The 26,099-nt window shown below is 61.8% G+C and carries 15 protein-coding genes; 7 read left to right on the top strand and 8 right to left on the bottom strand.

Translation table 11 applies throughout. From position 1 onward, the window contains the following. Positions 1-154 precede the first annotated feature (154 nt). The gene (locus AC1PUL_RS19610) at positions 155-829 is read right to left on the bottom strand and encodes a glutathione S-transferase family protein (RefSeq protein ID WP_480465694.1); all 675 of its coding nucleotides are present in this window, start codon (positions 827-829) and stop codon (positions 155-157) included. Positions 830-880: 51 nt separating this feature from the next. After that, positions 881-1,558 (bottom strand): monofunctional biosynthetic peptidoglycan transglycosylase, encoded by a 678-nt coding sequence (gene mtgA / locus AC1PUL_RS19605; RefSeq protein ID WP_480468640.1) that lies wholly within the window; start codon positions 1,556-1,558, stop codon positions 881-883. A 201-nt stretch (positions 1,559-1,759) separates the two neighbouring features. Between mtgA and AC1PUL_RS19600 the strand changes: the two genes are divergently transcribed. From AC1PUL_RS19600 to AC1PUL_RS19590, 3 genes are all read left to right on the top strand, one after another. Next, entirely contained in the window at positions 1,760-2,674 is a 915-nt protein-coding gene (locus AC1PUL_RS19600) for a polyprenyl synthetase family protein (protein WP_480465693.1), read from the top strand. Between the two features lies 1 nt (position 2,675). Then, positions 2,676-3,731 (top strand): histidinol-phosphate transaminase, encoded by a 1,056-nt coding sequence (hisC, locus tag AC1PUL_RS19595; RefSeq protein WP_480465692.1) that lies wholly within the window; start codon positions 2,676-2,678, stop codon positions 3,729-3,731. Positions 3,732-3,793: 62 nt separating this feature from the next. Next, positions 3,794-4,426, top strand: a complete 633-nt coding sequence (locus tag AC1PUL_RS19590; RefSeq protein ID WP_480465691.1) for a LysE family translocator — start codon at positions 3,794-3,796, stop codon at positions 4,424-4,426. Positions 4,427-4,481: 55 nt separating this feature from the next. Here AC1PUL_RS19590 and AC1PUL_RS19585 read toward each other — a convergent pair whose 3' ends face one another. From AC1PUL_RS19585 to AC1PUL_RS19575, 3 genes are all read right to left on the bottom strand, one after another. Continuing rightward, positions 4,482-5,147, bottom strand: coding sequence for a YiaD family glycine zipper/OmpA-like lipoprotein (locus AC1PUL_RS19585; RefSeq protein ID WP_480465690.1), 666 nt, complete (start codon positions 5,145-5,147; stop codon positions 4,482-4,484). Positions 5,148-5,223: 76 nt separating this feature from the next. Further along, positions 5,224-6,489 carry a flavodoxin-dependent (E)-4-hydroxy-3-methylbut-2-enyl-diphosphate synthase gene (ispG, locus tag AC1PUL_RS19580; RefSeq protein WP_298460932.1) on the bottom strand — a complete coding sequence of 422 codons (1,266 nt, stop codon included), beginning with the start codon at positions 6,487-6,489 and terminating at the stop codon, positions 5,224-5,226. 133 nt (positions 6,490-6,622) lie between these two features. Beyond that, the gene (locus AC1PUL_RS19575; RefSeq protein WP_480465689.1) at positions 6,623-7,816 is read right to left on the bottom strand and encodes an MFS transporter; all 1,194 of its coding nucleotides are present in this window, start codon (positions 7,814-7,816) and stop codon (positions 6,623-6,625) included. 203 nt (positions 7,817-8,019) lie between these two features. Here AC1PUL_RS19575 and AC1PUL_RS19570 point away from each other — a divergent pair, with 203 nt between their 5' ends. Next, entirely contained in the window at positions 8,020-8,898 is an 879-nt protein-coding gene (locus tag AC1PUL_RS19570; RefSeq protein ID WP_480465688.1) for a DMT family transporter, read from the top strand. Here AC1PUL_RS19570 and AC1PUL_RS19565 read toward each other — a convergent pair. Further along, positions 8,880-10,043: a M20 aminoacylase family protein gene (locus AC1PUL_RS19565; RefSeq protein WP_480465687.1), complete on the bottom strand. Its 1,164-nt coding sequence runs from the start codon at positions 10,041-10,043 to the stop codon at positions 8,880-8,882. The genes AC1PUL_RS19570 and AC1PUL_RS19565 overlap by 19 nt on opposite strands. Before the next feature lie 137 nt (positions 10,044-10,180). Here AC1PUL_RS19565 and AC1PUL_RS19560 point away from each other — a divergent pair, with 137 nt between their 5' ends. Both AC1PUL_RS19560 and AC1PUL_RS19555 read left to right on the top strand, forming a co-directional pair. Then, positions 10,181-10,816: a TetR family transcriptional regulator C-terminal domain-containing protein gene (locus tag AC1PUL_RS19560; RefSeq protein ID WP_480465686.1), complete on the top strand. Its 636-nt coding sequence runs from the start codon at positions 10,181-10,183 to the stop codon at positions 10,814-10,816. 357 nt (positions 10,817-11,173) lie between these two features. Then, positions 11,174-19,687: a glycoside hydrolase family 94 protein gene (locus AC1PUL_RS19555; protein WP_480465685.1), complete on the top strand. Its 8,514-nt coding sequence runs from the start codon at positions 11,174-11,176 to the stop codon at positions 19,685-19,687. A gap of 65 nt (positions 19,688-19,752) precedes the next feature. Here AC1PUL_RS19555 and pyc read toward each other — a convergent pair whose 3' ends face one another. Then, positions 19,753-23,214, bottom strand: a complete 3,462-nt coding sequence (pyc, locus tag AC1PUL_RS19550) for a pyruvate carboxylase (RefSeq protein ID WP_480465684.1) — start codon at positions 23,212-23,214, stop codon at positions 19,753-19,755. 117 nt (positions 23,215-23,331) lie between these two features. After that, positions 23,332-24,069, bottom strand: a complete 738-nt coding sequence (locus AC1PUL_RS19545; protein WP_480468639.1) for a LuxR family transcriptional regulator — start codon at positions 24,067-24,069, stop codon at positions 23,332-23,334. 284 nt (positions 24,070-24,353) lie between these two features. On the opposite strand from AC1PUL_RS19545, the gene AC1PUL_RS19540 reads away from it, so the two are divergent. After that, positions 24,354-26,099, top strand: a complete 1,746-nt coding sequence (locus AC1PUL_RS19540) for a glucan ABC transporter ATP-binding protein/ permease (protein ID WP_480465683.1) — start codon at positions 24,354-24,356, stop codon at positions 26,097-26,099.

Below are 26,099 nucleotides of genomic sequence, written 5' to 3'. Positions count from 1 at the left end.
TTCGTTACTCCACGTGACGGACAAAACAGGTTTAGCGGCCTCGATGAGGCCGGACAGAACCTGTCTCGATCTCGGAATTTGGCGGGCTTATACATGCCCGAAGTGGGTTTGACCAGTCCCCAGCACACTTTTTTCGAATCTAAGAAAGGCCCGTTCAGGCCTCGTCCTCAGGCACGATCCAGGGTTCCGCAAGGGCTGCCCCTTCCCAGGCAAGCCAGGCCGGATGCGCGCGCATCGCGTCCATGTAGGCAATGGTCCCGGCATCTTTTACCAGGTCGTAGGCGCTGAAGCGATTGACGACCGGCGCAAACATGGCATCCGCCGCAGAGAATGTGCCGAACAGGAAGGGACCGCCCGAACGTTTCAGCATCTCGCGCCAGATCGCCTCGATGCGTGCGACGTCGGCTGCAACTCCCTCCGGCAGCGGGATTGCCTTCACGGGCCGCCGAAGGTTCATCGGGCAGGCGCTGCGCAAGGCCCGGAAGCCGGACAGCATTTCCATGGATATGGACCGCGCCAGCGACCGGCTCTCGCGGTCGGCAGGCCAGAACCCCGCATCAGGATAGAGCTCGGCCACATATTCGATGATGGCGAGCGACTCCCAGACCCGAACGGAACCGTGATGCAGCACAGGGACCTTCCCCGTCGGCGACAACTCGCGAAAGCGCGGATGGGTGGCCCCCGGGCCGAACGGGATCAGCTCTTCGCGAAAGGGAATGCCGGCAGCGGTCATGGCGATCCAGGGCCGGAACGACCAGGAGGAATAATTCTTGTTGGCGATATAGAGGACAAGATCATCGGCCATGGCGCGCTCCGTGAGTTGGATCATCACCGATCCTAGCCGGGGAACGGCAGACTGGGCCAACGAATGCTTCTGATCTCAATCATAAAGACAGGTGATGTAATCGCCCGAAGCACGCGCGCGCCGATCCACCACCCCGGCGAGGCGCTTCAAACCCGGTCCCGGCTTGCTCGCAACGCGATCGATCGGATTGGGCAGGGATACTGCGAGCAGAGCCGCCTGCTGCCGACTGAGCTTGGCCGCCGATGTCTTGAAGTGATAGCGCGCTGCAGCTTCGATCCCGTAGATGCCGGGCCCCCATTCGGCGATATTGAGATAAATCTCCATCGTCCGCTCCTTTGGCCAGACGGCATCCAGCGCGAGTGCCAGCGGCAATTCGAGGCCCTTGCGGATGAAAGAACGCCCGTTCCACAGGAAGAGGTTCTTCGCCGTCTGCATCGGGATCGTGCTGGCACCCCGCGTCGCTTCGCCCGCCATTGCATCGTCGATGACGGACTGCAGCTGGGTCCAGTCGACCCCGCCGTGATTGCAGTACTGCCCATCCTCGGACATCATCACCGCACGCACGACATTCGGCGAGATATCCTCGAAATCCACCCACCGCCGGTCATAGCCCTGGAAGGTCGCGAGATCTGCCAGCATCAGCGTCGAGACCGGCCGCACGAACTCGAGCCGATAGAGCAGAATGAGCAGATATGGCCCGAGCAGAAAGACCAGGAGCGCGATCACAGCGGCCCGGAAGAGTCGGGGCCGCAGCCTCCGCTCTTCTGTCGGCAAAAGCTGCTCGTTTTTCTCCAATGCCTTGACTTCCAGTGTCAACGAAGTTGGGTCCGTGGTCGATGATGGACCCTCTTAGCGGTCCTCCTGGCAAATGACCAGTCTGGGTGCGCTGTTCCGCGCCATTCCCGCGCTGAATTTCCCGTTGCCTGACAGGGGTCAGCGTGCCAAATAGCCCAGATGACCAAGAGCGCCGATGTCTTTGAAAAGAGCCTGTCCGCCCATGCCGAGATCGTCGAGGCACGGCTCGCGATCCTCCTTGATGCCACGCCGCGCCCGGCGGAGCTTGCTCGGCCCCGGCAGCTGATCGAGGCCATGCATTATGGCGCACTGAACGGCGGCAAGCGGCTGCGCCCCTATCTGGTCGCGCAGGCGACACGGCTGTTCGGCGGAAGCGACGAGGCTGCCCTTCAGGTCGGCTGCGCCCTCGAATGCCTGCATAGCTATTCGCTGGTGCATGACGACCTGCCGGCCATGGACGACGACGACCTGCGCCGCGGCAAGCCGACGGTTCACAAGCAGTATGACGAGGCGACCGCCATCCTCGCCGGCGACGGCCTGCTGACCTATGCCTTCGACATCATCACCGCACCCGAAACACCCCTACCCAATGCGGCAAAGGTGGCGCTGGTGCTTGAGCTTTCCCGCGCCGCCGGCATCGGCGGTATGGCGGGTGGCCAGATGCTCGATCTCGCGGCGGAACAGGATCAGCCCGACGAAGCGGGTATCGTGATGCTGCAGGCGATGAAGACCGGCGCGCTTCTACGCTTTGCCTGCGAGGCCGGCGCCATCATCGCCGGTCGCCCCGCAGACGATCGTGACCGCCTGCGCCGCTTCGGCGAAATCATCGGTCGGGCCTTCCAGGTCGCTGACGATCTGCTCGACATCACCTCGGATGCCGCAACCCTTGGCAAGGCAACCGGCAAGGATGCCGCCAAGGGCAAGGCAACGCTTGTTGGTCTCAAGGGCACCGACTGGGCCCGCGCCGAGCTCGACCGACTGGTGGCGGAAGCCAATGCCCTGTTGGAGCCCTATGGCACCAAGGCCGAGGCGCTCAAGGAAGCCGCCCATTTCATTGCCTACAGGAAGAAATAGTATGAGCCGTTTCTGGTCGTCCGCCGTCCACGCGCTGGAACCCTATGTCGCCGGCGAACAGCCGAAGATCCCGGGCCTGGTGAAGCTCAACACCAATGAGAGCCCCTACGGCCCCTCACAGAAGGTGCTGGACGCAATCACGGCTGCATCTGGAGAGCGTCTGCGGCTTTACCCCGATCCGGCCTCCACCGGCCTGCGCGAGGCGATCGCCAAGCGCTTCGGCCTGACGATGGACGAGGTTTTCGTCGGCAATGGCTCGGACGAAGTCCTGGCCTTCACCTTTGCCGGCCTGCTGAAGCATGACGCGCCGCTGCTTTATCCCGACATCACCTACAGCTTCTACAAGACCTATGCGCGGCTGTTCGAAGTGAAGGTCGAGGAGATCCCGCTGGATGACGGCCTGCGCGTTCAAATTGCCGACTACGACCGCCCCTGTGGCGCGATCATCCTCGCCAATCCGAATGCACCGACCGGCATCGCCCTGCCGCTGTCCGAAATCGAGGCGCTCGTCGCCGCCCATCCGGATCAGGTTGTGGTCATCGACGAGGCCTATGTCGATTTCGGTGCCGAGAGCGCAGCATCGCTCATCCCACGCTACGACAACCTGCTCGTCGTCCAGACCTTCTCCAAGTCCCGTTCGCTCGCAGGCCTGCGTGTCGGCTTTGCGCTCGGCCAGCGGCCGCTGATCGAAGCGCTGGAGCGGATGAAGGACAGCTTCAATTCCTATCCCGTCGACATGCTGGCCCAGGCCGCCGCTACGGCTGCCATCGAGGACGAAGCCTGGTTCGACGAGGCCCGAGGCAAGATCATCGACAACCGCGATATGCTGACCAAGGCACTTGAAGCCCGAGGCTTCGAAGTCCTGCCATCATCGACAAACTTCGTCTTTGCCCGCCACCCGGCCCATCAGGGTGCCGATCTGCAGAAGGGTCTGCGTGAACGCGCGGTTCTTGTCCGCCATTTCAACAAGCCCCGGATCTCCGACTTCCTGCGCATCACCATCGGCACGACGGAGGAATGCCATCAGTTTCTGAAGGCGATCGATCAAATCATCTGACGTGTGCGGATCGCAACGAGCGTCTAGTGTCCGGCTTGTGTCGCAATTGCCGGAGCCTGTCCGTGACTGAAATCCTGCAACACTGGCCGCAGGTCTTCGCCGCCTATATCGTTTATCTCGTCGCGGTTCTCAGTCCCGGTCCCGCGACCATGGCCATTGCTTCAGCATCCCTTGGCGAGGGGCGCAGACATGGCCTGACGATCGCAGCCGGCATCTTCTGCGGCTCGATGACCTGGGCCACTGCCGCCTCTCTTGGCCTTGCGGCACTGCTCTCCCAATATGCGCAGGCCTTGGTCCTGATCCGCATCCTCGGCGGGCTTTATCTCCTGTATCTCGCTTGGCGGGCCTTCCGCTCGGCGGCCAGCCGGATTGACCCACTCTCCGTGAGCAAGGCGGCCAAAAGCCTGAAACGCACGTTCCTCATGGGCTATGCGATCCACCTGACCAATCCAAAAGCCATCTTCGGCTGGCTCGCCACCATCTCGCTCGGCCTCCCGGCAAATGCGACGCCAACGGCCGTCGCGATTGTCGTCGGTGGCTGCCTCGTGACCGGTCTGACCGTTTTTATGAGCTATGCGCTGCTGTTCTCCACACCCGGAGCGCTAAGGATTTACCGCGCCGCGCGCCGCTATATTGACGGAACGATGGCAGTCCTCTTCGCGGCAGCCGGCGTCAAGATGCTGACGTTCCGCTGAAACGAGAAAGGCGCCGCAAGCCTGCGACGCCTTCTGATCTTGCAGTATTGAATTCTCAGCCCTGAGTGAGCGGCGAGATCTGGATCTCCACGCGGCGGTTCTGCGCCCGGCCTTCCGGGGTCGCGTTCGAGGCAATCGGCTGGTTCGGGCCGAAGCCGACGGCCGAGACACGACGCGGGTCGATGCCCTGGCTGTTGAGGTAACCCGCGACCGACATCGCACGGCGTTCGGACAGACCCTGGTTATAGGCCTGGCTGCCGGTCGAATCGGTATGGCCGTTGATATCGATCAGCGTGCGGTCGAACTTGCGCAGCACGATCGCGACCGAATTCAGCGTCGGATAGAACTGCGGCATGACCGCGTCCTGATCGGTGTTGAAGGTGATGTTGGACGGCATGTTCAGGATGATGCGATCGCCGACGCGGGTGACCGAGATCCCGGTTCCCTGCAGCTGGGCGCGCAGTTCGGCTTCCTGTTGGTCCATGTAATTGCCGATGGCACCGCCCGCGAGCGCACCGATACCGGCACCGATGAGGGCTGCGTTGCGGCGGCCTTCCGGCGAACCGCCGACCGCGAGACCACCGAGCGCGCCGACTGCTGCACCGAGTGCCACGCCACCCGCCGTATTCGACACCTTCTGCTGGCCGGTATAGGGGTCAGTCGTGGTGCAGGCACTCAGATAGGTCGCGCACAGCGCGAGAATGGCGATCTTCTTGATCATGCTCGGTGTCCCTCCAGGATTCGGCTGATAATCCGTCAACCGTGAAATTGCGGCAACAAAAAGTTGGCTACCAAGCTCACTCCGCCGCCGACTTCCGCCCGTAGCGCTTCTCGATGTAATCAGCGACCAGCGCCTCGAAATCGGCTGCGATATTGGGACCGCGCAGCGTCATCGCCTTCTGCCCGTCGATGAAGACGGGGGCAGCCGGGTTTTCGCCCGTGCCCGGAAGCGAGATGCCAATATCGGCGTGCTTGCTTTCGCCGGGGCCGTTGACGATGCAGCCCATGACGGCCACGTTCAGCCCCTCGACACCCGGATACTTCTCGCGCCAGACCGGCATGTTCTTGCGCAGATCCTCCTGGATCTTCTGGGCGAGTTCCTGGAACACGGTCGAGGTCGTCCGCCCACAGCCGGGACATGCGGCAACGACGGGCACGAACTGGCGGAAGCCCATGACCTGCAGCAGCTCCTGCGCAACCTGCACTTCACGCGTCCGGTCGCCATTCGGCTCGGGCGTCAGCGACACGCGCACGGTGTCGCCGATACCATGCTGCAGCACGTAACCCATGGCCGCGGATGAAGCGACAATGCCTTTCGTGCCCATGCCGGCCTCGGTCAGACCCAGATGCAGCGCATGGTTCGAGCGCTCGGCGAGCATCGAATAGACGGCGATCAGGTCCTGCACCTGGCTGACCTTGGCAGAGAGAATGATGCGATTGCGCGGCAGGCCGATCTCTTCGGCAAGTTCGGCCGATAGAAGTGCGGATTGCACGATTGCTTCGCGGGTCACCTGACGGGCCGAAAGCGGCGATCCCTGCGCCGCATTCTCGTCCATGAGGCGCGTCAGCAGTTCCTGGTCGAGGGACCCCCAATTGACGCCGATACGCACAGGCTTGTCATAGCGGATCGCCATCTCGATGATCTCGGCGAACTGCTTGTCCTTCTTGTCTTTGAAGCCGACATTGCCCGGGTTGATGCGATACTTGGCAAGCGCCTCGGCACAGGCCGGATGATCGGCGAGCAGCTTGTGGCCGATATAATGGAAATCGCCGATCAGCGGCACATCCAGGCCGAGCCTCAAGAGACGCTCGCGGATCTTCGGCACGGCGGCAGCGCTTTCGTCGCGATCGACGGTGATACGCACCACTTCGGAGCCCGCCTTGTAGAGAGCTGCGACCTGCGCAACGGTCGCATCGATGTCAGCGGTATCGGTGTTCGTCATCGACTGGACGACAACAGGGGCGCCTCCACCGATGATGACCCCACCCACTTCAACGGCGACCGAAGAACGGCGCGGCTTGGGGTCAAAGGCGTCGGCGGGTTGGATCAGGGGTGCGGTCATGGCTGGTTCTCTGCAAGCCTCAATCGCCATGGAGGTGGATCAAAGCCGTTCGCTTGTCAACCGAAAGACAGCGGCCCGCGATCACATGCGCGCGTGCCGGGTCGCCCGAAAGCGACCCCACCCACATCGGCTATCAGTGTCCGGCCGCCCGATCCGCATGACGGGCAAGTCCGGACAGTGCCAGGACGACGATCAACAATGCCGGAATCGCGGTATAGACGGTCGACAGCGAGGTGTATTCGGCTATGAAGCCGATGAGCGACGGCGCAAAGAGGATCCCGGAATAGCCCATCGTGGTCACCACCGAGAGACCGACGCCCGGCGCCAGTCCCGGAATATTGCCGCCTGCCGAAAAGGCGATCGGCACCATGTTCGAGATGCCGATGCCGGTGATCGCAAAACCGATGAGCGCGAAGGTCACATTGGTCGCTTGCCCGGCCATCACGAGACCGATGATGGCAGCCACACCGCAGAAGCGCAGCGTATTCACCGCACCGAAGCGATCACGGATGAAATCACCGGCAAAGCGGCACACGGCCATGGTGAATGAGAAGGCGGCAAAGGCGAAGCCCGACATTTCGGTCGAGGCATTCAACTCGTTGCGCAGATAGAGCGCGCTCCAGTCGAGCACGGTGCCCTCAGGGATCATACAGAACAGCGCGATCGTCCCGATCAGCCAGGGCAGCGGCGTCATCGGCAGCTTGGCCTTCACCGGCTCGTCGCTCGGATGCGGTGCGTCGGCAAGAATCATCGGTCGTGCGACGAGGAAAAGCACAACACAGACGGCTGCGAGCAACAGCACATGGCCGGTGACCCCGAGCGCGGCAATCAGGAAGCCGCCGGTCGCCGCACCGCAGAGACCACCCAGGCTCCAGAAGGCATGGCAGGATGACATGATCGAACGACGCATATTGCGCTCGACTTCAACCGCATTGGCATTCATCGCCACATCCATCGCCCCGGTCAGACCGCCGAACAGGAAGATCGCGATGGCACCGGTCCAGATATCGTCGACCAGTGTGACGAGCACGATGGTCGGAATGAACAAGAGCGTGGTCACTTCCACAACCCGCCGCGAGCCATAGCGGGCGATCTGCATGCCGGCGATCGGCATCAGAACCAGCGAGCCGACGCCGAAGACGAAGATCATGACACCGAGCATCAGCTCCGTCAGGCCAAGTGCCTGCGAGAAGAACGGGATCTTAGGGGCCCAGGCACCGATCACCAAACCATTCAGGAAGAACAAGAGGGCCACGGCCGCCCGCTCTCGCGTAACGATCGGTGCCGGTCCGGCGGGTGACGTAACGCCATGCGCAATGTCGTTCATATCCTGCTCCCACTATCGGAGGCGCACTGTAGTTAAATCGATTTAGACGACAACGCCCCTTGCGCAGGCCGGCTGTAAATTTTTGTTTCGCGCGACAACAAAGCCGGCTCCGTCAGCCGGGGATTGACAGAACCCAAGCAACCTCCGACACAGGTGTCTTCATGCGGCCAACGCTTGCGCCGCCCGACCTGAAAGACGCTTCCGTGAAAACCGCAGTTGGCGCGGGCATCCTGCTCTCCAGTCTCGCCTATTTCTTCTTTGCAACCCATGATGCCATGATCAAGTTGCTCGTCGAGACGACAACGGTTTGGCAAATCCTGTTTTGCCGAAGCGTGGTCATCCTGCTCGGATGTTACATCATCGGTGGCCGAGCGCTTGCCCGGGAAACCGTGACGTCGCCAGCGCTGAAACCGATGATGCTGCGCAGCCTCTTCCTGCTTGCCGCCTGGCTCTGCTACTTCAATGCCGCCAAGCATCTGCCGCTCGCGGACCTCACAACGCTTTACTTCGCCGCGCCGATTGCAGCGATCCTGCTGGCGATCCCGATTCTGGGCGAACGGGTGCCTCTGAGCAGCTGGATCGCCGTGATAACGGGTTTCGTTGGCGTGGTGATCGCCAGCAATCCAACGGGCATGGCGACGGGTTGGCCCGTCTATCTCGCTCTGGTTGCTGCCGTCTGCTGGGCGATCGCAACCACGTTGCTCAGGACCACAAGCAACAGCGCCAGCAGCATGGTGCAGATGACCATGACCAATGTTTTCTTCCTGGCGCTGACGACCCCGGTCGCCTTGGTTTCCTGGAGTACCCCAAGCGGGCCCACACAAATCCTGCTTATCGTCGTAGGCGTGATCGGCGGCCTTGGACAATTGAGCTTTTTCGAAGCCCTGCGCCGCGCGCCAATTTCCGTGATTGCGCCCCTCGAATACACCGCTCTCGTCTGGGCCTTCGCGCTCGGCTATGCGATCTGGGGTGACATTCCAGGTCCAAACGTCTGGGCCGGCGCCGTGCTGATCGCCGGCGCAGGCCTCATCATTCTCTTTGCCGAGCGCCGTCGGATGCCGGCTCAGGGCCTCGAAAGATAACGCTCGGCAAGCTCCACCCAGAAGGTGGTCCCGATGGGCAGGATATCATCGTTGAAGTCATAGCGCGGATGGTGCAACGGCGGATCGTTGGGCGTACGCTGCGTGCCGAGGAAGAAATAGGTGCCCGGACGTTCCGCGAGCATGAACGCAAAGTCCTCGCTGCCCATCATCGGTCGTGGAAGATCATAGACCTTGTTCTTGCCGGCAAAGCTCACCGCGAGATCGCGGACGAAATCGGTTTCCGCCTTGTGGTTGACCGTCGGATCGTAGCCACGCTGGTAGTCGATGGTGACACCCATGCCATAGCTTGCCGCCTGGCCTTCGGCCACCGCCCGGATGCGCTGTTCCAGCTGGTCGCGCACCTTGGGATCGAAGGAACGGATCGACAGCACCATCTCTGCCCGTTCCGGGATGACATTGCTCGCGGCCCCCGCATGGAACCCGCCGACGGTGATCACGGTCGGGTCGAGCGGGTGGATGTTGCGCGAAACGATGGTCTGCAACGCCATGACGATGGATGCACCACAGACGATCGGGTCGGCCGTCGACTGAGGCTCGGCACCATGCCCACCGCGACCATTGACGGTGATCTTGCACTCGTCCACGGCGGCCATGATCGGCCCTTCGCGCAGCGCGATGTGGCCGAAGGGGATTTCCGGATCGTTATGCAGCGCAAACACGGCATCGCAGGGGAAGCGATCGAAAAGACCGTCCTCGATCATGATCCGCGCACCGCCGAAATTCTCCTCGGCCGGCTGGAAGATGAGATGAATGGTGCCATCGAAATTCCGCCGCTCGGCCAGGATCTTGGCCGCCCCGAGCAGCATGGCCGTGTGGCCGTCATGTCCGCAGGCATGCATCACGCCGGGGATCTCGCTGGCATAGGGAAGACCGGTTTCCTCCAGGATCGGCAGGGCATCGAAATCGGCACGAATGCCAATGCTGCGATCACTGCTGCCGTTCCTGAGCGTCGCGACCACGCCGGTCTTGGCGAGCCCCCGGGTGACCTCATAGCCAAGCGCCGTCAGCTGCCCGGCGACATAATCCGACGTGTTGAATTCCGACAGACCGATCTCCGGAAACCGGTGCAGATGGTGGCGCGTTGCGAGCACCTCAGCCATCACATTGGGCGCGTGGATCGTCATGGAAATTCCTTCTCGGTCGTCAGGGCATGATATGTGGCACGCGGACTGTGGCACTTGCCGGCTAGTTGTTCAACCGTATAAAAAGCTCCAGGCGCCCTGAAGAAGTGGCTCCCGCTATCTGCCCCGGAGACACCCTGATGACACGACGCACGTTCCAGCGTGCCGGTGAAGCCGAGCGCCGGAAGGACCTGATTGCAGCAACACTGGACAGTGTTTCCGAACATGGTCTGGAAGGGGCAACCGTCCGCGACATCGCCGCCCGGGCAGGCGTCACGGGCGGCTTGATCCGCCACTATTTCTCCGGCAAGGACGAAATGATCCAGGCAGCCTACCGCGAGATGCTGGCCGGGATGACCGGTACGGCGATCGATGCCATGGCCGCGCCAGACGCTGACCCAAGGCGGCGCTTGCATGACTTCATTGTCGCAAACGTCAGTCCACCGATCGCCGACCCCAAGGCCCTGTCGCTTTGGGCCGCCTTCATCGGTCGTGTGCGATCGAACGACGAGCTCGCACAGATCCATCGGGAAAACTATCTGATCTTCATCGGCATACTCGAAGATCTGATCAAGGCCGCACTCGCTGCACAGCAGCACAAGCCACCATTTGTCGAAGTGCGCCATCTAGCGGTCGCGATCAACGGCCTTATCGATGGGCTATGGCTGGAAAACTCTCTCGCAAGTGACCTCTTCGACGAGGGGCGTCTGCCGCAGATCGCACTGGATGCCGTAGAGGCTATGCTGGGTGGTCTGTCCTTGAGGGATGGAAAGTAGGGATCGGAATTGGGGCTTTGGCGAGACCCGCAAGCTTCATTTATTTGGGATCTGGTTACCTCACTCGCAGATCGCCCGTGCGGATCGCCGGGACGGAGGAACCGGCTTATGGTTAGAACGCGCAAACCCCTTGGCCAGCCGCTTGAAATAAGGCATAAAAACGCCAATTCACCTGCCTGGATGCGAAAGCCGCACTGAGAGTTTAGCCGCTACCCTTTATCGTCGTATTACGGCCTTTTTCTGCCCCGATTGTTGGTCAACAGCCCAATTTTGTGCAATGAGGCGCGACGGCGAAGACCGGGCCGGTCCTACCACAACGGCTTTCCATTAAACCACCGAACCGAGAAACCATCCTTCATGACGCTGCATGTCCCATCGCGCGACCTCGAAACCAAGCAGATCGACCACAACGATTCCATCAGATCTGCCTATTTCACCATCGAGGAATTGAGGGAAAGCGCGGAATCCCTGGCGCTGAACGGCGCCACGGAACTTCCCGGGCTGATGGATTTTGACTTCTTCGCCCGGCACAAGGAAAACGAACGCGAAATCCTGCGCGTCTACCGCGCGACTGCGGCCGATGTAGAAGCCGGTGCAGCCATTACGCCGGCGGCCGAGTGGTTGCTCGACAACCACTATGTGATCGAAGAGGCCATTCAGGAAGTTCGCCGCGACTTCCCGAAAAAGTTCTACCGACAGCTTCCGACGATGAAGATCGGTAGTCGCGAAATTCCCCGCACCATGGCGCTCGCCTGGCTCTATGTCGCCCACACCCATTCGACCGTCAGCCAAGAAAGCATGACCGCCCTTGTCGAGGGCTATCAGCAGCACCAGACGCTGGAGATCGGCGAACTCTGGGCACTCCCCTCGATCGTGCGCTTCGTGCTGGTGGAAAACCTCCGCCGCATCGCGACCCGTGTCGATCGCTCACGCCGCATGCGCCGCCGTGCCAACGAGGTGGCAGACGAAATCATCCGGCTGAACGATCCGGTCGCAGCCGCAACCTATCTCAGCCAGATCGAGCAGCTAGCCGACGACAACACCTTCGCGACGCAGTTTCTCTATCGCCTTCGCAACGGTTCGCAGAATACGAGTTTTGCCGTCGAATGGCTGGAGAGCCGCCTGGAAGCAGCCGGACGCACCGCCCAGGAGGCGATGGACGCCGAGCACAATCGCCTCTCCTCTGGCAATGTGACGATGGGCAACATCGTCCGTGGCCTACGCGAGATCGACGATAAGGAATGGTCGGTCTGGGTCGAGGAGGTCAGCCATGTCGACCGCATCCTTGGCCAGCACACCGACTATCGCGAACTCGATTTCGGCTCGCGCAACGCCTATCGCAACACGATCGAAAAGCTGGCTCGCCGTTGTGACCAGACCGAAATCGAAATCGCCCAGACGGCGATCGAACTTGCCACGCAGTCGGCCGGTCCGGACGGACATCTCGATGTCGGCAGCTATCTGGTCGGCAACCGTCGCCTGGAACTGGAAAATGCCATCGGCTACAGCCAGCCGCTCTCGCGGATTGTGACGGATTTCATCAAGCGGCTGAACTGGCTCTCGATCGCCGTTCCCGTCATTGCCCTGACGATTGCTGCCCTCTCGGTCATTGGCTACTTCCTGGACCAGATGGCGCTGCCGACCTCGTTGATCCTGGTTCTTCTGATCCTCGTGTCGCTGCCGGTTTCGGAAGGTGCCACCGGCCTTTTCAACACGCTGGTGACCTTCTTCGTCAAACCCTTCCGCCTGACCGGTTACGAGTTCAAGGAGGGTATCCCCGAGGAAGCCCGCACCCTCGTCGTCGTGCCCTGCATGATCACCAAGCGCGACGACGTCGACGAACTCGTCCGCAACCTCGAAGTCCATTACCTGACCAACCCGCACGGCGAAATCTACTTCGCGCTCCTGAGCGACTGGAAGGACAGTCAGACCGAAGAATCGACTGCCGATCTGGAAGTCCTCGATTATGCCAAGCGCGAAGTCGCCCAACTCAATGGCCGCTATGACTTCGCCGGCAAGACGCGCTTCTATCTCCTGCATCGCCGCCGCCTCTACAACGAGGCCGAGGGCTGCTGGATGGGCTGGGAGCGCAAGCGCGGCAAGCTGCACGAGCTGAACCTGCTGCTGCGTGGCGATCGCGATACGTCCTATCTGCCGGGCGCCAACATGGTGCCGGAAAACGTGCGTTACGTCATGACGCTCGATGCCGACACGCGCCTGATGCGCGACGCCGTCACCAAGCTCGTCGGCAAGATGCACCACCCGATCAACCGTCCGGTCCACGACGAAAAGACCGGCCGCGTGATCAGCGGTTACGGCGTTCTTCAGCCGCGCGTCACCCCGTCGCTGACGACAGGCAAGGACGCCTCGGTTTTCCAGCGCATCTTCTCGATGAACCGCGGCTTGGACCCATATGTCTTCACCGTCTCCGACGTCTATCAGGACATCACGGCGGAAGGCACCTTCACCGGCAAGGGTCTCTATGACGTCGATGCCTTCGAGACGGCCATCAAGGGCCGGATCGACGAGAACAGCGTGCTGAGCCACGACCTGCTCGAAGGCTCGTTTGCCCGCTGCGCCCTCGTCACCGACGTCGAACTGGTGGAAGACTTCCCGACCCGTTACGAAGTCGAAGTCTCGCGCCAGCATCGCTGGGCACGCGGCGACTGGCAGCTCATCCCCTATATCGGCGACACCAGCCGGGGCATTACCAGCCTTGGCCGGTGGAAGATGGTTGATAACCTGCGCCGCTCGCTGACACCCATCGCCTGGTATGCGGCCTCGGTACTCGGCTGGGCCACCATGGACCCGGTCGGTGCCACCATCTGGCAACTGGTTCTCATCTTCAGCCTTTTCGTTGCGCCGACCCTGTCGCTGCTGTCGGGCATCGTCCCACGGCAGACCGACATCGTTCCGGCCGCCCATTTCCAGACCCTTTGGTCGGAAGTGCGCTCGATCAACGCCCAGGTTGCGCTGCGCATCGTCTTCATCGCCGACAATGCCTGCATGATGGCCGATGCCATCGCCCGCTCGCTCTATCGCATGTTTGTAAGCCGTAAGCTGCTGCTCGAATGGCGCACGGCAGCCAGCGTCCAGTCGGCCGCGCAGGGGTCGATCGCCTCCTATTACCAAAACATGCGCCACGCGCCGATCCTCGCCATTCTCTCGGTCGGCGTCGCAGCCCTGCCGGGCGGCTATGGTTACTTGATCGGGCTCCCCTTCGCCTTCCTCTGGGTCCTATCGCCTCTGCTGGCCTGGTATGTCAGCCAGTCGGCCGAAACCGAAGACAGCCTGGAAGTGCCGGAAAACGTGTCCTACGAGCTGCGCAAGATCGCCCGTCGCACCTGGCGCTATTACGAGACCTTCACGACGGCCGGCGACAACTACCTACCCCCGGACAACTTCCAGGAAACGCCGGAAGCGATCGTCGCGCATCGCACTTCGCCGACCAATATCGGCGTCTACCTACTCTCTGTCGTCTCCGCCCGTCATTTCGGCTGGCTGAGCTTCGAACAGACGATCGAACGCATGGAGCAGACGATCGCGACCGTTGAGCGGATGGAGAAGTATCGCGGCCATCTCTACAATTGGTACTACACCGACACGCTCCAGACCCTTGGCCCGAAATACATCTCGGCCGTCGACAGCGGCAACCTGGCCGGCCATCTGATCGCCATCTCCTCCGCTTGCCGCGAATGGGCGGAAGCCCCCTCCGCCCATCTCCAGGGCAATCTCGACGGCATCGGTGATGTCGGCGGCATCCTGCTCGAAATCCTCGGCCAGCTGCCGGACGACCGAAAGACGGTCCGTCCGCTTCGCCGTCGCCTCGAAGAGCGCATCATCGGCTTCAACACGGCGCTTGCAGCGGTCAAGCGCGAGCACGAATTTGCCTCGATCCGCATCATCAACCTCGCGGTGCTTGCCCGGGACGTCCAGAAGCTGGCCGCCAACCTGCATCACGAAGTGCGCTCGGAGCAGAGCGCCGAGGTCGTCCGCTGGACGGAATCGCTGGTCTCGGTCTGCGAAGCGCATATCGCCGACACCGCTTTCGACCTGTCGAATATCGACCCGCTGCGCCAGCGTCTCAGCCAGTTGTCCGAGCGCGCCCGCAATCTCGCGTTTTCGATGGACTTCACCTTCCTGTTCCGTCCGGAGCGCCGTCTTCTCTCCATCGGCTACCGCGTCGATGCCCGTGAACTGGACGAGGCCTGCTACGACCTTCTGGCATCGGAATGCCGCCTGACGAGCCTGTTTGCCATCGCCAAGGGCGATCTGCCGACGGAGCACTGGTATCGCCTCGGCCGCCAGGTCGTTCCGATCGGCGCGCGCGCCGCACTGATCTCCTGGTCCGGCTCGATGTTCGAATATCTGATGCCGCCGCTCGTCATGCAGGAGCGTCAGGGTGGCATCCTCAACCAGACCAACAATCTCGTCGTCATCGAGCAGATGAACCACGGGCGCCGCCTGAACATTCCCTGGGGCATCTCGGAAGCGGCCTTCAACGCCCGCGACCACGAGATGAACTACCAGTATACCAACTTCGGTGTGCCGACGCTTGGCCTGAAGCGTGGTCTGGGCCAGAACGCCGTCGTGGCGCCCTATGCCTCGATCCTTGCCAGCCAGTATTACCCGGAGGCAGCGCTTGAGAACCTGAAGCGACTGCGCAAGCTGGGCGCGCTCGGTGCCTACGGCTTCTACGATGCCGTCGACTTCACGCCCACGCGCCTGCCGGATGGCAAAAAATGCGCCGTCGTCTACAACTACTATGCCCACCACCATGGCATGTCGATTGCGGCCATCGCCAACGTCGCCTTCAATGGCCGCCTGCGTGCCCTCTTCCATGCTGATCCCGTGGTCGAAGCGGCGGAACTCCTCCTGCAGGAAAAGACACCGCGCGAAATCCCGGTCATGAGCGCCAAATACGAGCCGCAAACGCCGGGCAAGGGCCAGGCCGACCTGCTGCGCGCCGAAATCCGCACCGTCGAAGACCCGGCCACGAAGGACCGCGAAGTCGTCTTCCTATCCAACGGCCATTACTCGGTGATGCTGACCGCCACCGGCTCGGGCTTCTCCCGCTGGAACGGCCAGTCCGTCACCCGCTGGAAGCCGGACACAACAGAAGATCGCTGGGGCACCTTCCTCTTCCTGCGCGATACCGCGACCAACGAGTGGTGGTCGGCGACATCGGCGCCGCGCAGTGCCCTGAACGAAAAGTCCAAGGTCATCTTCGGCGATGACAAGGCCGAGTTCTTCAAGACCGTCGGCGACATCTCGACCACGCTGGAATGCATCGTCGGCACGGAGCACGATGCCGAAGGCCGTCGCCTGACGATCCTCAACACCGGCACGGAAGACCGCTATATCGAGGTGACCTCCTACACCGAGCCGGTCCTCGCCTATGAAGACGGCGACAATGCCCATCCGCTCTTCTCGCGCATGTTCGTGAAGACCGAATTCGGCCGCCGCCGCGACGTCATCCGCGCCGAGCGCAACAAGCGCAGCCCGTCCGATCCGGATATCTGCGTCGCCCATCTGGTCGTCGACAGTGCCGGCCAGGGCCGTCCGACCGAGTTCGAGACCGATCGCCGCAAGTTCCTCGGCCGTGGCCGCAGTCTCGGCGAGGCAGCCGCCTTCGATCCGGGCGCGACCTTGTCCGGCACGGAAGGCTTCACGCTTGACCCGATCCTGAGCCTGCGTCGCGTCGTGCGCGTGCCAGCCGGCAAGAAGGTCCAGGTGATCTTCTGGACCATGGCCGCCCCGAACCGCGAGGAAGTCAACAAGGCGATCGAACGCTATCGCCACCCGGATTCCTTCAGCCACGAGCTGATCCATGCCTGGACGCGTGCGCAGGTCGAGCTTCGCCACATCGGCATCACCTCGCAGCAGGCGGCCGCCTTCCAGCATCTCGGCCGCTACCTCACCTATCCGGACAACCATCTGCGCGCCGACCCGGAAACGGTCCGCAAGGGCTTGAAGTCGCAGTCGGCTCTCTGGCCCATGGCAATTTCGGGCGACTTCCCGATCTTTGCGCTGCGCATCAACGACGACATGGACATGGACATCGCCCGCGAAGCGATGAGCGCGCTGGAATATCTGCGCCGTCGTGGCGTCGTGGCTGATCTCGCGATCATCAACGAACGCGCGACCTCCTATGCGCAGGATATGCAGCATGCGCTCGACCAGATGGCGGACAATCTGCGCCACCGCCTGCCGGGCGGTCGCCAGCATGTCTTCACCGTCCGTGACGATCTGCAAGACGAGGGCGCAACGCTTGCCGTTCTCGCGGCAGCCCGCGTCGTTCTCCATACCCGCAACGGCAAGATCGTCGACCAGGTGAACCGTGCCGTCTCGCTGTTTGCGACACCGCGCACCATCGACGGCGAAGCCGAATGGGCAGGCCTGCCCCCGTCGCTGCCCGCACCGGCCAAATCGGCTGAGAAGGCTGACGGCGCAGACCTCGACTTCTGGAACGGTTTCGGCGGCTTCTCGAAAGACGGCAAGGAATATGTCGTCCGTCTCGGTGGCACCGCCAGCACGCCGCATCCGTGGATCAACGTCATCGCCAACGAAAGCTTCGGCTTCCACGTCTCGGCAGAGGGCGCCGGTTTCAGCTGGAGCCAGAACTCCCGCGACTACCAGGTCACGCCCTGGACCAATGACCCCGTGATCAACCGCCCGGGTGAAGCCTTCTACGTGGCCGATCTCGTCAGCGGTCGCGCCTATGCGACAGTGAGCGCGCTGAACCTCGATCCGACAGCGAGTTTCGAGACCCGTCATGGTCTCGGCTACTCGACCTTTGTCAGCCGCCACGGCGATCTCGAAATCGAACTGACACAGACGGTCGATCGCGAGCGTCCGGTGAAGCTCACGAAGATCCGTCTCAAGAATGTCAGCGGCGAAGCACGCAAGTTCCGTATTTACGGTTATGCGGAATGGGTGCTGGGCAACAACCAGGCCCGGACCGCGCCCTTCGTTCTCTCGACCTTCGACGAGGAAACGGGCGCCTTGCTTGCGTCGAACCCCTACGACATCAACTATCCCGGTCGTTTCGCCTTCCTGGCGGGTCCGGAGCAGCCGGATGGCTATACGGCAAGCCGTCGCGAATTCATCGGTCGCAACGGCACCATCAAGCTGCCACAGGCCGTTGCGCGAGCTTCCGGTCTGAGTGGATCGATCGAGAGCGAAAGCGACCCCTGCGCCGCAATCGCCTTCGATGTCGAGCTGGCACCCGGCCAGTCGCGCGACATGACCTTCCTGCTCGGCGAGACCGACACGGCCGAAAAAGCGATCGATCTGGTAAAGACGGTCCGTGGCTCCGGCTTCGAGACCATCCTGAAGACCAACAGCGATTTCTGGACGGGCTTCACCGGCAAACTCTCGGTCGAGACCGGAGACAAGGGCTTCGACAACCTCGTCAATCGCTGGCTGCCCTATCAGGCGCTCGCCTGCCGCATCTTCGCGCGGGCCGGCTTCTATCAGGCGAGCGGTGCCTATGGCTTCCGTGACCAGCTGCAGGATACGCTGGCCTTCCTGACCGTAGAACCACAGCTTGCCCGCCGCCAGATCCTGAAGGCCGCAGCCCGCCAGTTCATTGAAGGCGACGTCCAGCATTGGTGGCTGCCGCAGACGGGAGCGGGTGTTCGCACCATGATCTCCGACGACGTCGTCTGGCTCGCCTATGCGATCGACCAGTATGTCTCGGCCACGGGCGACGACACCATCCTCACCGAACAGGTCCCCTTCCTGGACGGCCCGGATCTGAAGCAGGGGCAGCATGACAGCTTCTTCCTGCCGAACACGGCGGCGGAGACGGCAGATCTCTACGAGCATGCCGCCCGCGCTCTGGATCTGGCGATTGCCCGCACCGGCGAACACGGCTTGCCGCTGATCCTTGGCGGTGACTGGAACGACGGTATGAACCGTGTGGGCATTGAAGGCCGCGGGGAAAGCGTCTGGCTGGGCTGGCTTCTGGCGGCAACGCTGGAGCGCTTCAAGGCCCAGGCCGACAAGCGCGGCGAACGGGACCGCAGCGCCCGCTGGAGCGACCATGTCGCAAAGCTCAAGACGGCGCTGGAAACGGCCGGCTGGGACGGCGACCACTATCGTCGGGGCTATTTCGATGACGGCTCGCCGCTGGGATCGAACCTATCCCTGCAGTGCCAGATCGATTCCATCGCCCAGTCCTGGAGCGTGCTCTCCGGTCTCGGAGATCCCGCGCATACCGCAAAGGCTCTCGAGTCCGCAGTCTCGAAACTGGTCGACACGGAAACGGGCATTGTCCGCCTCTTCACACCCGCCTTCGAGAAGCCTGAGGTCGATCCGGGCTATATCGGCGCCTATCCACCGGGTGTGCGTGAGAATGGTGGTCAGTACACCCACGCGGCGATCTGGCTCGGGCTCTCGCTGGTCAAGGCCGGACGCCTCGCCGACGCCTGGCGCGTCTTCGAACTCTTGAACCCGATCAACCATGCCCGCACGCCGGAAGAAGCAGAGCTGTACCGCGTCGAGCCTTACGTTGTGGCAGCCGATATCTATGGCGGCAGCGGTTATGCCGGTCGCGGTGGCTGGACCTGGTACACGGGCTCTGCCGGTTGGCTCTACCGCTTTGCGGTCGAAGGCTTCCTCGGCATCCGCCGCAAGGGCAGTGACATCATCGTCACCCCCGCGCTTCCCGAGCACTGGCAGGGCTTCAAGGCCAAGGTCGAGATCGATGGACGCAAGGTCGACGTCGCCGTCTCACGCAATGCTGAAGGCTATGACGTGACCCAGGACGGCAAGGCGCAGGTGATCGGCCAGGATCTGCCAGAGCCCACCGCCCCACCGCCGGCGAAAAAGCCGGCACGCAAGCCAAAAGCGAAAACCGCCGAATGACCGAAACAAAAGAGGCCCCGCCGGCGATGGCGGGGCCTCTTCTCTTTCAGGAGATGTTTGGTCGATCAGGCCGAATAGACGATCAGCAGATCCTTGGCGTCGATCTGGTCACCGACGCGCACGAACACATCCGCAATCGTCCCGTCGCGGTCGGCATGCAGCGCCGTTTCCATCTTCATCGCCTCGATCGAGAGCAGCACGTCACCGGACTTGACCGCCTGACCGGCAGAGACGGCAACCTGAGAGATGACGCCCGGCATCGGAGCGCCGAGATGAGCGGCATTGCCGTTCTCCGCCTTGCGGCGGATGGCGCTGCCAGACGCACCATGGGCGCGGTCCGGCACCTTGATGCGGCGCGGCTGACCGTTCAACTCGAAGAAGACCGTGACCATGCCCTTGTCGTCGGTGTTGCCGATCGCCTGATTGACGATGACGAGCGTCTTGCCCTTTTCGAGATCGACGAACAGCTCTTCGCCGGCCGGCAGGCCGTAGAAATACTGCGGAGTCGGGATGACCGAGACAGGGCCGTACATGTCGGCGGCCAGCGCATAATCCGTGAAGACCTTCGGGTACATCAGATACGAGGCAAACTCGAAATCCGTGACTTCGCGGCCGAGCTTCTCTTCGATCGCCTTGCGCTCGGCATCGAGGTCGGCTGACGGCAGCAGCGAACCGGGCACCTCCGTATAGGGCTGCTCGCCCTTCAGCACCTTCTTCTGCAGTGCTTCCGGCCAGCCGCCCGGGGGCTGACCGAGATCACCCTTCAGCATCGAGACGACGGAGTCCGGGAAGGCGATATCCTTGGCCGGGTTCTCGACATCGGCAACGGAGAGATCCTGGCTCACCATCATCAGCGCCATGTCGCCGACGACCTTGGAGGACGGCGTCACCTTGACGATATCGCCGAACATCTGGTTGGCATCGGCATAGGCCTGGGCCACTTCGTGCCAGCGGGTCTCAAGACCGAGCGAACGGGCCTGTTCCTTGAGGTTGGTGAACTGGCCACCCGGCATTTCGTGCAGGTAGACTTCCGAAGCCGGCCCCTTGAGGTCGCTTTCGAAGGCGGCGTACTGCGTGCGCACAGCCTCCCAGTAGAAGGAGATCCGGCGGATCCAGTGCGGGTCGAGACCTGGATCACGTTCGGAGCCACGCAGGGCCTCGACGATCGAGCCGAGGCAGGGCTGGGAGGTGTTGCCGGAGAAGGCATCCATGGCTGCATCCACGGCATCCACACCGGCCTCGACAGCCGCGAGAACCGTCGCAGCGGCAATGCCCGAGGTATCGTGCGTGTGGAAGTGGATCGGCAGGCTTGTCGCTTCGCGCAGCGCCTTGAACAGCACCTTGGCGGCAGCCGGCTTCAGAAGACCGGCCATGTCCTTGACGGCGATGATATGCGCACCGGCCTTTTCCAGCTCGGTGGCGAGCGTTGTGTAGTACTTCAGGTCATATTTCGGACGCGTCGAGTTCAGGAGATCGCCCGTGTAGCAGATGACCGCCTCACAGAGCTTGTTCTCCTCGATCACGGCATCCATCGACACGCGCATGTTGTCGACCCAGTTCAGGCAGTCGAAGACGCGGAAGAGGTCGATACCGCCCTTTGCTGCCTGACGGACGAAATACTTCACGACATTGTCGGGGTAGTTCTTGTAGCCGACGCCGTTTGCGCCGCGCAGCAGCATCTGCAGAAGCAGGTTCGGGGCGCCTTCGCGCACCAGGGCCAAACGCTCCCACGGATCTTCCGTCAGGAAGCGCATGGAGACGTCGAACGTGGCTCCACCCCAGCATTCCAACGAGAAGAGGTTGGGCAGGGCCCGCGCATAGGTATCGGCGATCCGGGCAATGTCGTTGGTCCGCACGCGCGTCGCCAGCAGCGACTGGTGGCCGTCACGCATGGTCGTGTCGGTCATCAGGATGCGCTTTTCGTTGCGCATCCAGTCGCCAAACTTCTTCGGACCGAGCTCGTCGAGCAGCTGCTTGGTGCCCGGCCTGATATCGGCATCGATATAGGGAACGACCGGCTCGGCGGCATCTGCCGGCGGCTTCGGACGGCCCTTCACTTCCGGATGTCCGTTGACCGTCACATCGGCGAGATAGGTCAACAGCTTGGTCGCACGGTCCTGGCGCTTCACCTGCTGGAAGAGCTCCGGCGTCGTGTCGATGAAGCGGGTCGTATAGGAATTGTCGCGGAACTTCGGATGACCGATGATCGCCTCGAGGAAGGTGAGGTTGGTCGCCACACCGCGGATACGGAATTCGCGCAGCGCGCGGTCCATGCGGCTGATCGCCTCCTGCGGCGTGCTGCCGGATGCTGTGACCTTGACCAGCAGCGGGTCATAGTAGCGGGTGATGATCGCGCCCGAATAGGCGGTACCACCGTCGAGACGGATGCCGAAGCCCGCCGCTGAACGATAGGCGGTGATACGGCCATAATCCGGAATGAAGTTCTGCTCCGGATCTTCGGTGGTGATGCGGCACTGCAGCGCGTGGCCGTTCAGGCGGATATCCGCCTGCTTCGGCACGCCAAACTCCGGCGTACCGATCGCATGGCCGTCGAGAATGTGGATCTGCGCCTTGACGATATCGATGCCGGTCACGACTTCGGTGACGGTGTGCTCGACCTGGATGCGCGGATTGACCTCGATGAAGTAGAATTTGCCGGTATCGGCATCCATCAAATACTCAACCGTACCAGCGCCGATATAGTTGGTTGCCTTGGCGATCCGGAGCGAATAGTCGGCCAGTTCCTGGCGCTGCGCTTCGTTCAGGTAAGGTGCCGGCGCGCGCTCGACGACCTTCTGGTTGCGGCGCTGGATAGAGCAATCACGCTCGAAGAGATGCACGACATTGCCATGCGTATCGCCAAGCACCTGGCTCTCGACGTGGCGGGCGCGCTCGACTAGCTTTTCGAGATAGACCTCATCCTTGCCGAACGCGGCCATTGCCTCGCGCTTGCCTTCCGTGACCTCACGCAGCAAGTCCTTCGGGTCGCGGATCGCGCGCATGCCGCGACCACCACCGCCCCAGGAGGCCTTGAGCATCACGGGATAGCCGATTTCGGCCGCCAGACGGTGAATTTCGGCTTCATCATCCGGCAACGGATCGGTGGCGGGCACGACCGGCACGCCGACGCTGATCGCCAGATTGCGGGCGGCGACCTTGTTGCCGAGCTGACGCATCGTGTCGCTTCGCGGACCGATGAAGATCAGACCTGCATCGTTACAGGCATCGACGAACTCGGGACTTTCCGACAGGAGACCGTAGCCGGGGTGGATCGCATCGGCACCAGACAGCTTGGCAACGCGGATGATTTCCTCGATCGACAGATAGCTTTCGATTGGGCCGAGATCTCTCGCCAGGTGCGGGCCCCGACCAACCTGATAGCTTTCGTCCGCCTTGAAACGATGCAGCGCGAGTTTGTCTTCCTCGGCCCAGATGGCGACCGTTTTCAGGCCCAGCTCGTTGGCAGCGCGAAAGACGCGGATCGCGATCTCAGAACGGTTGGCGACAAGGATCTTGGATATTGGCAATTCGATCTCCCCAAAACGATATGCCAGGGCATTGTGCACCTGCGAAGAAAACTCATAGCGCGTTGTTTTAGGAAGTTCAATTTGCCTTGGAGGCTGCGGAGAAGATTCCGCCTCAGCTTAGGTCACAAGCCCAAGGCGGAACGACAAGGCCACCACGTGCTGTCGGTTCTTCGCGTTTAGTTTGTCCTGAATACCATTCATGTACCAGTCGACCGTATGATTGGAGATCTTCAGGATCTTGCTGATTTCGTTAGAGGTCAGGCCATCGGCAAGATAGTTCAAGACTTCCATTTCGCGCCGGGTCATCCGCGTGTCGATAACCTTGGCCGCTTCCGTTTCATCAGCGTTCTTGAACTCAAGCAGACGCCAATAGGCCTTCTTCGCGACTGCATCAAAAAGGGCGATTTCCGTCGGCGACAGATCGACCGGTTGACCGCCGACCGTCATGTTGCCAAGCAGTCCGGTGCGACCATGAACCGGGAAGATATATCCATCCATCAACCCGAAACGCATGCTGTCAGTGAGCATGCGCTCCATCCGCTTGCGATGCGGATCATTGCGAAACGCGTAAAGCGCATCGCGCCAACGAAAGCCAGCCTGCGCCTGACCAAGATAGCGGATCGTCGGATCCATAAGCACATACTTCTTGGCGATATAGAGCTGCGGCCAGCCTTCAGGCCAGTGTCCTGTCAAAACAAGATCCATTGGGTTCTCGTCCGGCTTCGGTTGTCTCACCAGACCATAGAATTCGAAACCGTAGCTCCGCACGAGTTTCTCAAGCTCGGACACGAGCTCGGTTGCCGTGCGAATTTCATCGACGACGACCAGGAAATGCAGCAACTGGTTGATATTCACAAACATTCTCCAAAATCATCAAATGAAATACCATTAAAAAGCCACGAGGAGAGGTTTCTTCAACCACCCGAAGCAGTGTGAACGTTTATCGCGAATCCGGGTTATGGGAAACTTAAAGCGCGCACCAGGAATTCGCGTTCGCGTGAGGCAGAACGCAGGATGGCGGTGAAGCGGCATCTTGCAGTAGACGGCTTGTGGCATTAGGCATCCTTTCGGGCTGGCCCAAGCGGACCAGCGAAAATTCAGTGGGCGCATGCCGCTTTGAAAGACAAAGGTGAAACAGCTTGTCCCTGCTCCAGGTTTATTTCAAGGCCCTGAAATACCTTGCGCGCTACAGGCTGCGTGTCTCCCTTGTGGTTGCAGCGAACATCGTTCTTGCGGTGATCACCATTCTTGAGCCGATTCTTTTCGGCCGGATCATCGATGCGATTTCGGAAAAGCAGGATGCAACCAACGTCCTGATCCTTTGGGGTTGCTTCGGCGTGTTCAACACCGTCGCCTATGTCCTCGTTGCCCGCCAGGCAGACCGGCTGGCCCATGGCAGACGTGCGGATCTGCTGACCGAATCCTTCGAGAAGATCATCTCCATGCCGCTGAGCTGGCATCACCAGCGGGGCACGTCGAATGCTCTGCACACCTTGCTGCGCGCAGGAGAGACGCTGTTCGGCCTTTGGCTGGAATTCATGCGCACCCACTTGTCGACGGCCGTCGCCCTTGCCCTTCTGATCCCCACAGCCTTTTCGATGGATGTACGCCTTACCTCAGTCCTGATCGTGCTCGCCGTGCTCTACGTGATCATCGGAAAGACGGTGATGAACCGGACGAAGGAAGGCCAGGCATCGGTCGAGGGGCACTATCACACCGTCTTTTCGCATGTCAGCGACTCGATCAGCAACGTCTCGGTCCTGCATAGCTACAACCGTATCGAAGCCGAAACCCGGGCCCTGAAGGAATACACGACGAAGCTTTTGTCGGCGCAGTATCCGGTCCTCGACTGGTGGGCGCTCGCCGGCGCCCTGAACCGCATTGCCTCAACCCTCTCGATGCTCGTCATACTCGTAATCGGCACGCTGCTCGTCCAGCGCGGCGAGCTGAAGGTCGGCGACATCATTGCCTTTACCGGTTTTGCGACGCTGCTGATCTCTCGTCTGGACCAGATGATCTCCTTCGTGAACCAGATTTTCGAGGCCCGTTCGAAGCTCGAAGACTTCTACAAGCTGGAAGATGCCGTCCAGGAACGCGAGGAGCGTGTGGGCGCCGCCGAGCTGAAACAGGTACGCGGCGATGTTGAGTTCAAGGGCGTCTCCTTCGACTTTGCCTCAACGACGCAAGGGGTGCGCGATATCTCCTTCAGCGTCCGCGCGGGTCAGACCGTCGCAATCGTCGGCCCGACAGGCGCCGGCAAGACGACGCTCATCAATCTTCTGCAGCGTGTCTATGATCCCCAGTCTGGCCAGATCCTGATCGACGGACAGGACATCGCCAAAGTCACCCGCAAGTCGCTGCGTCATGCGATCGCGACCGTCTTCCAGGACGCAGGCCTTTTGAACCGCTCGATCAAGGACAATATCCGCCTGGGTCGCGAGGATGCGACCGAGGAAGAGATCATCCAGGCCGCCGAGGCGGCAGCCGCGACCGATTTCATCGAGAGCCGCATGATCGGCTACGATACCCATGTCGGCGAACGCGGCAACCGTCTGTCCGGCGGCGAGCGCCAGCGCATCGCAATCGCCCGCGCCATCCTCAAGAACGCGCCGATCCTCGTCCTCGATGAGGCGACCAGCGCGCTCGACGTCGAAACCGAGGCGCGGGTGAAGGAAGCGATCGACCGGCTGCGCAAGAACCGCACGACCTTCATCATCGCCCACCGCCTCTCGACCATTCGCGAAGCCGACCTCGTCGTCTTCCTCGACCATGGCCACGTCATCGAAATGGGCAATTACGACCAGCTGAGCGCGCTCGGCGGTCGCTTCAGTTCGCTGCTGCGGACCAGCGGCCTTCTCAAGGAAGAGCCGAGCCCGGCGATCTGA

Source organism: Rhizobium sp. P43, from assembly GCF_056730705.1.
This window is presented reverse-complemented; position numbering and strand designations above follow the sequence as displayed.